This is a genomic window from Thalassotalea sp. PLHSN55 (assembly GCF_052030545.1).
Classification (GTDB): Bacteria; Pseudomonadota; Gammaproteobacteria; order Enterobacterales; family Alteromonadaceae; genus CANMXU01.
The window spans coordinates 166,337-178,891 of record NZ_JBPDIH010000004.1 but is presented as its reverse complement, the minus strand read 5'-3'; the positions used below and the strand labels follow the sequence as shown (position 1 = coordinate 178,891).

Below are 12,555 nucleotides of genomic sequence, written 5' to 3'. Positions count from 1 at the left end.
ATGAATAAACGCAATATAGCAACAATTACTTTATAGAGAAATATTTCAGGTGTAAGGATACTTATGAATGCCACGAATCAGATAAGAGCAAAATTATTAGAACTTGAAGGTGGGATATTTCAACGTTTATGTGATGACTGGTTGCATCGGAAAGGGTATGACAATATCAATGCAATAGGGATGATGAAGTCAACGGATAGGGTCACTAAAGGCACTCCCGATTGCTTGTTTATACAGCCTGATGGTTTTTATGTGTTTTCTGAATATACAGTCCAACAAGATCGATTAGTCATTAAACTTGAAGATGATATTAATAAATGTTTTGACGAACAAAAAACAGGCATAAAAAACGAGCAGATAAGTGAAATCATTATTTGTTATTTAGGAAAGCTCTCAACACATGAAATTAATCATCTAACAAGCCTTTGTCAAAAAAGAAATACTAGATTAAGTTTAAACGGACTCGATTCAATATCTCTTAGTATACAAAACTGCTACCCCATATTATCTGAACAATATTTAGCTTTACCTCTTGATACAGGCCAATTACTGCCCGTAGATGATTTTATTATTAGGTATGGGAGAAATAATCTAACGACCTCAATAGATAATAAAATATTGTTTCAAGATGATTTAATTAAACAAGCAATGGATCAATTAGAGCAAGAACCGTTATTGTTAGTCTCAGGTGCAGCAGGTGTAGGAAAAACATTATTTTCTGTAAATTTAGTTAAAGCAATGCAGGAAAATAATTCAGAGCTAAAAATATATTGTTTGTTTGATAAGGGAGCAGATCTAACGAGGGATATTACTGCACATTTAAGCGAACCTGGTGATTACTTAATTTTTGTTGATGATGCAAATAGGCTAGATAATAGGCTTGACTATATTTTACATTATCTAAATGAATATGATGGTAATAGAACATTTCGTATTATTGCTACCGTTAGAGATTACGCTCATGACTCAATAATCAATCAAGTTAGTAAATTCACAAATATACATGAGCAATATATATCCTCCTTAACCGATGAACAAGTTAAAGAGTTAACAGTTGAGCTATTTGGTATCCATAACGGTGAATACCAACAAAGAATTCAAGAGATATCAGGTGGCAATGCAAGATTAGCAATGATGGCTTCAAAAGTAGCTGTTGAAACTAATCAAATCAACTCGATACAAAATGTTGCATCTTTATATGATGATTATTTTGGGCAGAATGAAAACATCAAAGAAGTTGTAGAAAATGAGAAATTAATGGCGGCGGCATGTGCTATTTCCTTCTTCCGAAAAGTAGACAAGTTAAATAATTCGCATATGGATTGGGTGCAAAACTCATTTGGTATTTCGCCTGAAGAGTTTTGGGAATATGTTGGTATTTTACATAAAAATGAACTTGTAGATTTATACGAAGATGAAGTTGTAAAAATATCAGACCAAGTTTTATCAACTTATTTATTTTATCTATCTGTATTTGAAAAGAAAATAATACCATTTTCATTAATCGTTAATGACTTTTATCCTGATTTTAAAAGAACCATAGTTGATGCCTTAAATCCTGTAATTAGTGCTTTTGATCACAAAAAAATAGTGAAAGAAATTAGATGTGAAATTGAGGAAACCTTTAAAGTAATTTCTGAGTCTAGAGATATTAAAAAAGCAATTGAATTTTTAAATTCATTTTGGTTTGCGCTGCCTACTGAAACGCTAATTTTTGCCAAAAAATTAATTTCTGCAATGCCTTGTATAGAAGACTCTTGGGAAAATGAGTCGTTTGAAGAAAGCAAAGGAGATGCAAGCGAATTTTCATTAATTTCTTTGTTGAGTAATTTTAAAAATTATGGTGAATCAGAGTTTAAAATGTCTTTTGATTTACTTTTACAATATTTATCGAAAAATAAAGAATCTCTTGGTTATATTATTAAAGAATTAACAGAAAAATACAGTTTTAAGTCTAATGATTGGCGATATGGTTATTATATTCAGGCTTATGTTGTTGATACCCTAATCGAAAAAAGTGAATGTGGTAATAATTATTTATTTTCAAAAGTTTTTTCTTTAATAGCTAAATCGTTTTTAAAAATTGAATACAGGGAGCATCAATGGAGTCGAGGAGATACTATAAATATTATAACCTTTAGGTTAGCACCAGATGAATACCTTATTCCAATAAGACAGAAATTGATTGCCAACTTATCAGTGTTGCAGCGTCAATCGAACTACGAAAAAGATATTCAGGAAATTTTTAGTGAGTACTTAGGTAGGCTTAAGTTTGAAGGAAAAGAAATGGCGGAAGCTGATTTTCCGTTTATAAAAGAATTTATTATTCCTAATTTCGATACAAAGAACACTTCACACTGCTTAATAATGCAAGATCTTTGTGACCATTTAGATTCACTTCAAGTTGAATATCCTGAAGAGTGGAGAAAAAGTTTTATTAGTCTAGCCCTTGAGCTTGCAAATTTACTTCTTGAAGATAGGCAAGAACGAAAAATGCTAGATATGGGTTATGAAGAGTACAATGAATACCGTTATCAGTGTGTTGTAAAGTACTTTGAGGCTCTCACAAAAGATAAATTTACCCAATTCATGGAGCAGTGTATTTCGTTATTTAATGCTCTTTCTGGTAGAGAAAGAGATTATTGCCTTAAAAATGGTATTGAAATAAGCCTAAAGGCTATTAGTGAAACTCACACCAAAGAGTTAGTCGACTACGTGTTAATATATATGCATTATGACGACATATTTGAAATTAACCCTTTTTCAATTATTTCTAATCTTTTTAAAACCCTAAATGCAACAGAGGTATGGAAATTAATTAATTCGAAAGATTATCGTTGGAAGAAATATTGGTGCTCGTTTTATTTTTCGCTATTACCAGAAGAAAGTATCACTAAAGCGGATTCTGAGTCGTTACTTGAACATTTAAGTAATACACCAAGTAATGAGTTAAGAAATTGGTTAGATTTTTTATCTAAATACCAAAAAGTAGATAAAGACATATATATAAAATCAGTCAGTTTATTGGTAAATAAATCAAAAGAAGACAAATATTATGCTAAACCATTAGGCCATATTTTTAGTACTAACTCTGAAATATTTGGTGCTTGGTTTGAAATATTTAAATCAGATGAAAAACTAATATTTGATGCTTATTTAGCCGTATTCAAAATTGAACGGTATTGGGATTATAAAGGTGAAGCCTTAGATTTACTGACAAAACGTAACAGTAACTTTTTGAACGAAATTGTAGATAGCATCTATGGTAGTGAACGCTGGCCTGATTCTCATACAAATATGCCAGAATTAGTTTTTTTATGGCAACGAGATGATTTTATAGATGAAATAGAGAAGTACGGTAAATATGTTTATCACAAAGAAAAAGATTCATATGGCATTGGTGATAATATCTTTTATAAATTGTTTTTGAAAGAAAAAGGCAAAAATGAAGCAGAAGAACTGATTGAAAAAAAACAGTTATTTATCAAACATACTATTTTAAATAATACTGATGACATCAAGTATTGTTGTTTTATTTTTAATGTTGCTAATAATATGGGCGAAGATTTCCGAAGAGAGTTATTAAGTGTATTTATACAAAAAAACCATAATTATGCTGATTTTCAAACGCTTGATTACGAATTAACAACAAGGAGTTGGTCAGGAAGTAGAGTTCCTATACTGGAAAGAGAGAAAAGTTATCTTATCTCTATATTACCATTATTCAATTCTGTCGAGTTACTTGAGCATAGAGTATATGTTGAAGAACAAATTGAACGTAAAGTTAAATCAATTGAATGGGAAAAAAAGAGAGACTTTTTAGAAAGTCGACATTAATTATATCTGTTTTCATCTAGATTATTCATAACGCTATAATCTAGATGAACGTATTGTTATTAGACTGCAATATTTGTTTTCCAACCATTTTCTTCAGAGTAATAACTTTCACTTTCGAAATCTGGTGAGGCCATATTATTTAAATTAAAAGTATAATTTTTATAGTTTAATTTACTATTTTCAAAATATTTAAAAATTAATAAATCTCTAGCTTTGCAATTATTTCTATAATTTAAATATATTGTTAAAGGCACCATAATTAGCCCAAAAACGAGTATTACCAGTAAATACCCTATCGCAAATATTATTAAACCTGCATTTGCTGCTCTTTCATTGGCTTTACCACCCGCAGCAATTCCTGATACTGCAATGGAACCTTTACCCCCAATAGCCGCAGAAGTCATTACAGCATTTCTAATATGACTATTGCGGCTACTAGTATTGTGTTCTGCGTTAATACTACGAGCACCATTGATAGTATTACCAACAAAAGATAAGCAAGATGCTTTTTCTTGGCTTAATCTCGATATGTCATCAATAAATGAATCTAGATATAATAATAAGGCAGAATGAAATAGTTTTTTATCGGTAGACATTTTTAAAAATATTTCTTCTTCAATATAAAGTATTGCTTTCTTTCTTGTTAATTCTGCTTTGTATTCGTTATCTAAACCTATGCATCTATATATTTCCAAGGTTTTATTAATGGGTGCTATCTTGGCAAACATTTCATAAGCTAAAGAATAATTTTCTGGTTCAACAAGTTTTATTACGGAACCATGCGGTAAATTGGCTTTGTATATCTGATAAGTGGCAATACGTTTGATATTCCATATTAAATAAATAATTGAAATTATAGGAGGGTAGAACCAACTTCTGTCTATTTCATGAACAATAGCATAAAGTAAATAATCACCCATTCCTGTTACGATAACGAACATAATAGCTAAGACGTATTTAGTAAAACTTTCTAAATACCAAGCTAATCTGTTTTCACCTAAATAAGTTTTTTTAATCTTTTCAGACATAATAAATTCTTTTGATTATTTTATTGTGGGAAAGCATTACCTTAATAATGCTTAATGAAAAATGACTTAGGCTTATTTGCTAAATTTACGAATTAGTAAGCCTGCAAAACCAAATATTAAAATAATTAATGTTGATGGTTCTGGCACTGAAACAGTGTTATTGGCTTTATAATCTTTAACCAATAATGTTGAATAATATTCGCTCGTATGCGTTTTATAAAATTGATCTGTTGATTTGTGGTTTTCAACTGAAACTTGGCTAGATCCTCTTGGATTATTCCCAAAGTTAAAGCTAGTTAATCCGCCAACATCATTTGCAACTAATCCACGAGAAGTACCTATATCTCTGTTATCATATTTTGCATGAACTATGTTGTAGCCCATAATTTCATATAAATTCCAATGTAATCTTTTGTCAGTGTAGTCACTTAAATTCATTAATAAGTTATTGTCATGATTAATAATATTGAATGTTGCCCCTTTATCATAGAAAAGGCTTGTCCATAACGATATAGCTTGTTCTTCAGTGGCTAATCGCCAGTTATCAGTATTAGCAGGTGAGTTGATTAAATCATTAACTTGGTTATAGGTTAATAAATTATTTTGGCCAAAATCCATCCATTCTAAATTTTGTGAATTATCTATAAAACTATTGTTGTTAGTATCAGTAATAAGACTTGCTGATGCGGATAAAGGTAAAGCGAGTAAGCTAATCCCTGTAAGTAATTTTTTTAACATGAAATATTCCTTTTATTAAAACAGTAAGCTACATATTCAAACCAGTTACTTTGAATTCATCTTCAATTTTTTCTACAGCTATTGGCATAGACATTTCTTTTTCACCAAGCATGAATAAAAATTTTTCATCAGATATTTTTTTTATTTCATGTCCGCATTTTGTTTTTTTACGATCTGCGTCAGTCCAAAAATTGAATTTAATAAATCGATGATCTGTACTTATAGCTTTAAGTGTTTCGATATCATTAATTTTAAATGCTTCACAAAAATCTTCGATCACTGTTTGGGCATGATTTTCTGGCGAGCTACAGGCTGATAAGCTCAAGATAGTAGTTGTAATAAATAATAAATTTGAAGTTTTCATAAAGGTGTCCTTAAGTTTGTAACTACAAAATAAAGTCCAAGCCTTGCTTGGAGTGTTAGGTGTAGTAATTCCGAATAAAATGTAATAAACGCCTACCTTTCCAAGTAACGCTTGGAGTTTTTGGCGTGAAAATCCAACTAACAATTGAAAAAAAGATGAACTCCAAGTGTGGCTTGGAGCTATAAGTTAACAAGTTCTTTAAAATTTATCAATAAGTTGAATACGACTAAATAAAATTGATGACTGATAAAGAAGTAGAAATTAATGCTCTGATAGGTAATAATTTGGCTCGGATTCGAGCTGAAAAAGAGCTTTCTTTACAGAAGGTTGCAGATTTTATTGGTGTTTCTAATCAACAAATATCTTTATTTGAAAAAAATAAAAATAGAATATCAGCCGCACAACTTCAGGTTATTTCAATAAAACTTAGAATTAACATAAATGAGTTTTTTAAAAAAATATAAAAAATTAGGTTTAAAAATGTGCAACAAAACCGACAAAAGTACCTTTAAATTCTATATTGGTATATAAATTATTTAAATCTTCAAATTCCATTTTTACCACCTTATATCCTAAGGTTAGATTAAAGTTTCCCATTCTGGTATTTGCTAGATCGTAATTTACACCAACTTGATAGTCAGAAAGCGTATGATCATTTATTAATGAAAAATCACCTTGTGCAAATACTCTGACCCCTTTTAACGGTAAGCTCAGGTCAGAAGCAATATACAACATAGGTACGATGTCATCAGCTTTTATTTTACCTGTTGGAGTGTAAGTACCTGCTGGTGAAGGACAAATGTTACTTTGAGGTATGTCAGGGCAATCATCTTCATTATCAACAACAACTGTTGCTCCTGTAACAGTAACAGCACCATTAAGATCCCTCGCAGTTAATCCCAAATCAAATGAAAATTTTCTGTTATCTAGTAATTGGTAATATAAACTGTAATCGACATAACTGACGTTAAAACTAGTATTAATATCGTCACCAGTTGAAAAAGTTTCACCTCCAAAGATAAATTCTTGAATTAAGTTTTTTTTACCTGTGGTATCAAGCGTATTACCTGAAATACGTATATTAGGAAGAAATGAAATAGGGTGTATAATTGCCACAAAGTAATTGTTTTGCTGTTCTTTTTTTAAATTAAAATTACTGAGCGTATTTTCTTCTCCAACAGTCCCATTTGCTTTACTTTGCCAAATTTGCCCACCAATATATAAACCAACTTTAGTATTTTTTTTGGGGGTATAACTAAAATTTGCATATGCCTGTGGTGTAAAAGTAAAAACTGTGCTGATTGTTACAGCTAAAACCATTTTTTTCATATAGTTATCATCCTTGTTTACTAATGGGCTTGTTCCATGTTTTATATACTCGCGATTACCTTTTATAAGTACGGAAAGTTATAAAAACTACTGTTTATATGGTTGTTGACCTTAGCTTATATTTAAATTCAAGTTAAGAAAAACTTAACAACTAAATGTTTATCTCACCAAACTAGCTGTTTATAGAGTTTATTGATATGGCTATTGAAACTTATAATATAAGTGTAATAAATGATGTTCTTGATGTAAGTCAATAAAAAATAATGGTTTATTGTTGACTGAAAAATTAGTATGTGTTCTTATCTATTTCGCAGGGAGCATCCAGTTATTACATTGATCGTAATTAATTGTTATTAATTGATTCTAAATATCACTATTTAGAGTTTTGGTATCCCTGTTATTTTTTAATATTAACAAAGGATTTATTAATAATGAAAAAAATTTATACATTGGTTCCACTAATCTTTACAGCATTTGTTTCTACGACAGCTTTAGCTGCACAAGGTACTTGCACTATAAATCTTGTGGATGAGGATGGAAATTTTTCACCTAGTGATTATGGTCCAGGTGGTATGGTTACATACGATGTAACTATGCCATATACAGATGGTTATTATCCTAATCCGTGGACCAGTAGCCAACCAAAACCTAGAGTTTCTTTTCAAAATTGTATTACATATCAGAATGCACCATCTAACGCAATGATAACTTCAGTTAATTACAATTATACATTCCAACAAGCCGTATTAGTTGCTGACTATCAAGTAATGATGGCTTTTTTTGGGCCACAGAACAAGTTTACTTATCCGTTAGTTCGGGGAGGCGGTTTCCCTAATGGCTCAGGCATTCCACTGAATGGGAGTGGCGTTTATTCTGGAGTTAGTAATCAACTCTTAAGCGCAACAGATTTGGAACTACGATCACGAGTGAACAACCCCGCAATTAACTCTGATTGCAACAAGTATATATCAAGAGATCAGTGCCGTACTAAAAACACTCGTTTAACAAAGTTTACTGTCAATATTAACTGGTCAAACTAATTCCTTTAATAGTTAAATTAAACTTTGATATTTAAAGCGTTAGATAAAATAAGGGCTACTACAAATAAATATATTCTAATTTGCTAGTAGCCTTTAACTGTTTAATGTATTAACTAACCTTACAACTCATAACCATTTAACAGTAAAGTTGAAATAAGTCGTTGTGTCATGATGCAATCAGATAAGGCATCATGGGCTGTTAAACCAGACGTTTCAACGTTTTGTTGTCTACAAGCTGATGTTAGTTTTTGCCAAACATAAGATTGATGGTAATCTGAATAATCGCCCCAAATTTGTGAATACCACTCCATTACACAAAACATCTGTTCTTCGAAATGTATAGGTAATTCAAGCTGATATTTACACGCTGTTTGCTCTAAAATTCGAATATCAAAATTACCATTATAAATAAAAAGTTTTTTATCTTTTAAAATATTCATTAGCTCATGATGTATTTCTGGATACGTTTTTTTATCCGCCACATCAGCATTGGTAATTCCATGGATATTTGATGCACCTTCTGATATTTTTACTGATGGCTTTAATATTTCATTAAACAGCGTATCACCCGTATAAGCATCAATAACAGCTATTTGTATTGCTTCATCTTCATAAGATAAACCAGTGGTTTCTGTATCGATTATTACGCCATTTTTTAATTCGTTTAATGTTTCATTATTATTGTTGTTATTATTTTTCATTGTTTTTATCTCCTGATGAGATTTAAACATTGCATAGAAAAAAATAACTTCAATACCTTAAAAAAATTAATTTTAAATCCTTCAGACGATTGATATTAAAGGGCTATACCTTCACAGAAGGTAGCCGACCAACAAGAGCTTTTACTAGGTTTTTATCCTTGTAAATGCTTTTTGTTTTACTGTGCATATTATTAAAAGATGTAGACATGGTGCTTGCATTAAATTCTTTCCAAAAAGTGAATTTTTTAATCGCTTTTAATGTGTCTTCCGATAATGGTTGATAAGTATTAATGACTTTTTTCTTGGTGGGCAACTTATAATCTTTTCCGTAACGTCTTGCTGCTTCACTTTCCGAAGCATGTCCTAAAAAGTCATCTATTAATGTATCTTTTACTTTTAAGTTTTGTTTCAATTCATCAGCAAACGTATGTCTAAATGAATGATAGCTTTTGCCTTTCTCTTTAACGTTTATTTGCGTTAAAAACCGTGAAAACCATTTAGCAGAATTATGTCCCCATCCATCTCTACCTTTTAGCAAGTCAGGAAAAAGTAGATCAGAATCTAGCTTTTTATCGTTATACATTGACTGAAGGTAGTCTACATAGACATCAAATTTAAGTGATAGTAATGTTTTATGAACTGGAATAAGGCGTTTTGCATTAACTGTTTTTAAACTTTTCCCTGTTGCTTCACTGTTGGTATCGTTGATATCAATGATCCACATGTTTTCGGTTTTATAGATATCACCTAACCGTAGTTGTGATAATTCTTGTAACCTTGCACCTGTATATAAGCCTAGAAGTGGCAACCAATACATGTAAGTGCGTTTATAACTGTCATTAATATAATAACCAGAATTAAAAATTGCGTTTAAATCTTGTTCATCAAATCGTTGACGTTCATCTCTTTGTCGAATGTTTTGATTTTTAGCTTTAATTTTGACACCTTTCAATAAATTTTCTTGGATATAGCCACGTTGCTTGGCATAGTCAAACGCTTCAGAAACCCGTGTAATATACTTATTACAGTTAAGCGATCTCATTGGGGTAAATTGATCTGCTATTTCTAAAATCTGTGTGACGGATAAATCACGGGTTAATTTTGATTTATTACGGTTAGGCGGTAACTTTTGAATAGTATCAACAAAATGATTGGTATGATCGTAAGATAGATCACGAATATAAATATCACCGACAATCTCAACAAATAGCTCGTAAATGGCTAAATTTGTCGTATGTGTTTTTTGGCTATTCCATTCAGATTTTCGTTCATCATAAAATTTGGAGAATATTTCAGATACTTTAAAAGAGCTTTTTTGTTTTGCAACAGGAGTTAAACCATTGTTATCAGAAAATTCCATTTCTTGACCTGATGTTAAAGAAGATATCAGCTTTGCAAAACTTGCTGCATCATTTTCATTATCAAGTGTTACACCTTCAAGCACTATATCCTCTTCGCTTTTTTCTGGCGTATGAATATCTATATTAAGCGTATCTACACCTTCTTCCAGTTGTTTATCAATGGCTCGAATAGCTTGGTAAATTAGCTCTTTTCGCTGTTTACTGTGATGCTTTTTAACCTTTTGAGGTGTATTTGGTATAGCTAATGGTTTTATGTCTTTATTAAGCACTAAACGATCAATTTTAATTGCCTTATATGCCTTGTCTGAGGGCATAGCCAGCATTTCTTCATAACTTAATACTGGCTTTGCCTCTTTAAACGGGATTTGATCAATATAAACATGTGGATTATCTAGCGTAGGATCTGATAATAAATCCATGATAGAAATAAATTTATTAATCTTTTCAGCAGAAGAAAAATCAATATCAGATAAGGAGCAGTTATTTAACTCTTTTATATTATTAAATAATTTTTTTATTTGTTTTTTGCGTTCAAATAAAAAATAGAGGTAATGAACAAAACGCTGATCTTCAATGCGTTGTTTGACAATTTCTTCACCAATTAAAAACTCTTGTTCATGGTTCGGTAATTCATCAAAAGATGGTTTGTTTGATTCAACTTCTATTACACTTTTGCCATACGACATATTACTTATTTCCTTAAAACAGTGATCAAATCCAATTTTATGCTCTCTGGCTTTTTGCAGTGCAATAGTTCGGTCTTTGGTTAACAGACTGATCTTCACTTCTTTTTTAACGTGAGGCAATAGTTTAATAATGGTTTTTGGTGTTTTTATTCTGAAATAAAAGGTATGAAAACGATTTTGAACAATATAAGAGGGTACTTGCATGTGTCTCACCTTGGTGGCTCACTTGCAAAATTAACGGAATATGAATAAATTAGTATGGGTTTTTAGAAAGGTAAGTCGTTTAACTTGTTAAAACTAAACGACTTATTTTCATAAGGTGGTGGAGCTGGCGGCATCTTAATTGGTTTTTTAAGTTATTGTTAACTATTGTTTGTTGTTTATTTGGCTATCTTTGGTGTTACTTTAAGTGTTACTAAATGAAAAAGTCACAATTATTGTATGATTGTTAACTTTTACTTTGAACAGCATCTTTTATACAATAATTTGTAAGGGCTCATATCTCTCCAATTCAAGATACACTTACTGACTTTTTTGAATATATCGGAGATACTATATTCACATGAAAAAGGAAGCAGTGTGCCCCAAATTAAAGTCGAAACTAAAGTTAACTCAATTTCCTCTATGAGCAAAGAAGGCAAGTCAATACCATTAGTTGGTTTAATTTCTACTACACCAAATATCGAATTGTTATTATCAAGGTGTCTTCCCTCCGTGAGTTCGCAAACGACCCCCCTAGACTTGCTTATCATTGTCTCTGATAAAAGACAATTATCATGGAGCGAAGAGAAGACAATTAGAGATATCTTAGAAAAAGTACCGGTTATTATATTGCAGAATAAGAAGGCAAGCGGCGCGGCAGGAAGCTGGAATACAGGACTTAGTTGGATATATTCCAATATTCCTGACTGTTACGTATCAATCATCGACGATGATGATACTTGGGACTCGACACACCTAGGCGTTTGTTGGAGCACGGCATTACAAAATGATTGGCCAGATATAGTAATTTCTGGTCTTCGACTTTCAAAAGAAAATCGGATAATTGAAAGAGAGATAATTACACAAATCAAATCAAGTGATTTTCTGACAGGGAATCCGGGCTGGCAAGGTACAAACACCTTTGTAAAATCTAAAAAGCTCGAACAAATTGGTGGGTTCACCGATGGCTTAAGTAGTTGTAATGATAGAGACTTAGCAGTACGTCTTTTAGATTATTCGACAACAACTGTTGCATTCACAAATCAATTTACTGCAACGTGGTATTGCGGAGAAAGAAAGAGCGCACTTTCTGCGCCTGGGGCGAGTTCTAAACTGAATGGTTTAGCTCAATTTCTTTTATTACACCAAGTTAGAATGTCATCATCTGAGAGAATTTCATTTTTTGCGCGAGCAAAAAATCTATTTCATATCTCAGAAACTCAGATTTTAGAAAAGATGAAAAACATTTCCTGCTCAAAGGGGAACTAAT

General features: G+C 31.3%; 10 protein-coding genes. 4 read left to right on the top strand and 6 right to left on the bottom strand.

Annotated elements, in window-relative coordinates:
* Window positions 1-63: 63 nt before the first annotated feature.
* Window positions 64-3,837 carry a DNA replication protein gene (locus tag ACRRSQ_RS09375; RefSeq protein ID WP_440875474.1) on the top strand — a complete coding sequence of 1,258 codons (3,774 nt, stop codon included), beginning with the start codon at window positions 64-66 and terminating at the stop codon, window positions 3,835-3,837.
* Between the two features lie 59 nt (window positions 3,838-3,896).
* On the opposite strand, the gene ACRRSQ_RS09370 is transcribed toward ACRRSQ_RS09375, so the two are convergent.
* The 3 genes from ACRRSQ_RS09370 to ACRRSQ_RS09360 all read right to left on the bottom strand — a co-directional run bounded on the left by ACRRSQ_RS09370 (window position 3,897) and on the right by ACRRSQ_RS09360 (window position 5,967).
* Entirely contained in the window at window positions 3,897-4,865 is a 969-nt protein-coding gene (locus tag ACRRSQ_RS09370; protein WP_440875473.1) for a hypothetical protein, read from the bottom strand.
* Window positions 4,866-4,937: 72 nt separating this feature from the next.
* Window positions 4,938-5,603, bottom strand: coding sequence for a PEP-CTERM sorting domain-containing protein (locus tag ACRRSQ_RS09365; protein ID WP_440875472.1), 666 nt, complete (start codon window positions 5,601-5,603; stop codon window positions 4,938-4,940).
* A 28-nt stretch (window positions 5,604-5,631) separates the two neighbouring features.
* Window positions 5,632-5,967 (bottom strand): hypothetical protein, encoded by a 336-nt coding sequence (locus ACRRSQ_RS09360; RefSeq protein ID WP_440875471.1) that lies wholly within the window; start codon window positions 5,965-5,967, stop codon window positions 5,632-5,634.
* Window positions 5,968-6,206: 239 nt separating this feature from the next.
* On the opposite strand from ACRRSQ_RS09360, the gene ACRRSQ_RS09355 reads away from it, so the two are divergent.
* Window positions 6,207-6,431, top strand: a complete 225-nt coding sequence (locus tag ACRRSQ_RS09355) for a helix-turn-helix domain-containing protein (RefSeq protein WP_440875470.1) — start codon at window positions 6,207-6,209, stop codon at window positions 6,429-6,431.
* A 10-nt stretch (window positions 6,432-6,441) separates the two neighbouring features.
* Here ACRRSQ_RS09355 and ACRRSQ_RS09350 read toward each other — a convergent pair whose 3' ends face one another.
* Entirely contained in the window at window positions 6,442-7,296 is an 855-nt protein-coding gene (locus ACRRSQ_RS09350) for a TIGR04219 family outer membrane beta-barrel protein (RefSeq protein ID WP_440875469.1), read from the bottom strand.
* A 431-nt stretch (window positions 7,297-7,727) separates the two neighbouring features.
* Here ACRRSQ_RS09350 and ACRRSQ_RS09345 point away from each other — a divergent pair, with 431 nt between their 5' ends.
* Window positions 7,728-8,336, top strand: a complete 609-nt coding sequence (locus ACRRSQ_RS09345) for a hypothetical protein (protein WP_440875468.1) — start codon at window positions 7,728-7,730, stop codon at window positions 8,334-8,336.
* Between the two features lie 119 nt (window positions 8,337-8,455).
* Here the strand turns inward: ACRRSQ_RS09345 and ACRRSQ_RS09340 are convergent, their stop codons facing one another.
* Together ACRRSQ_RS09340 and ACRRSQ_RS09335 are read right to left on the bottom strand one after the other, a co-directional pair.
* Window positions 8,456-9,037: a 3'-5' exonuclease gene (locus ACRRSQ_RS09340; protein WP_440875467.1), complete on the bottom strand. Its 582-nt coding sequence runs from the start codon at window positions 9,035-9,037 to the stop codon at window positions 8,456-8,458.
* A gap of 103 nt (window positions 9,038-9,140) precedes the next feature.
* Complete coding sequence (locus ACRRSQ_RS09335; protein WP_440875466.1) at window positions 9,141-11,288, bottom strand: tyrosine-type recombinase/integrase; 2,148 nt, start codon at window positions 11,286-11,288, stop codon at window positions 9,141-9,143.
* Window positions 11,289-11,663: 375 nt separating this feature from the next.
* On the opposite strand from ACRRSQ_RS09335, the gene ACRRSQ_RS09330 reads away from it, so the two are divergent.
* A complete protein-coding gene (locus ACRRSQ_RS09330; protein ID WP_440875465.1) occupies window positions 11,664-12,554 on the top strand; it encodes a glycosyltransferase in 891 nt (296 codons plus the stop codon).
* Window position 12,555 lies beyond the last annotated feature (1 nt).

Excerpts from the sequence above, each read along its gene's own strand:
- ACRRSQ_RS09340 (WP_440875467.1), bottom strand. The coding sequence starts at position 9,037 with ATGAAAAATAATAACAACAATAATAATGAAACATTAAACGAATTAAAA.
- ACRRSQ_RS09350 (WP_440875469.1), bottom strand. The coding sequence starts at position 7,296 with ATGAAAAAAATGGTTTTAGCTGTAACAATCAGCACAGTTTTTACTTTT.
- ACRRSQ_RS09335 (WP_440875466.1), bottom strand. The coding sequence starts at position 11,288 with ATGCAAGTACCCTCTTATATTGTTCAAAATCGTTTTCATACCTTTTAT.
- ACRRSQ_RS09370 (WP_440875473.1), bottom strand. The coding sequence starts at position 4,865 with ATGTCTGAAAAGATTAAAAAAACTTATTTAGGTGAAAACAGATTAGCT.
- ACRRSQ_RS09360 (WP_440875471.1), bottom strand. The coding sequence starts at position 5,967 with ATGAAAACTTCAAATTTATTATTTATTACAACTACTATCTTGAGCTTA.
- ACRRSQ_RS09365 (WP_440875472.1), bottom strand. The coding sequence starts at position 5,603 with ATGTTAAAAAAATTACTTACAGGGATTAGCTTACTCGCTTTACCTTTA.
- ACRRSQ_RS09375 (WP_440875474.1), top strand. The coding sequence starts at position 64 with ATGAATGCCACGAATCAGATAAGAGCAAAATTATTAGAACTTGAAGGT.
- ACRRSQ_RS09355 (WP_440875470.1), top strand. The coding sequence starts at position 6,207 with ATGACTGATAAAGAAGTAGAAATTAATGCTCTGATAGGTAATAATTTG.
- ACRRSQ_RS09345 (WP_440875468.1), top strand. The coding sequence starts at position 7,728 with ATGAAAAAAATTTATACATTGGTTCCACTAATCTTTACAGCATTTGTT.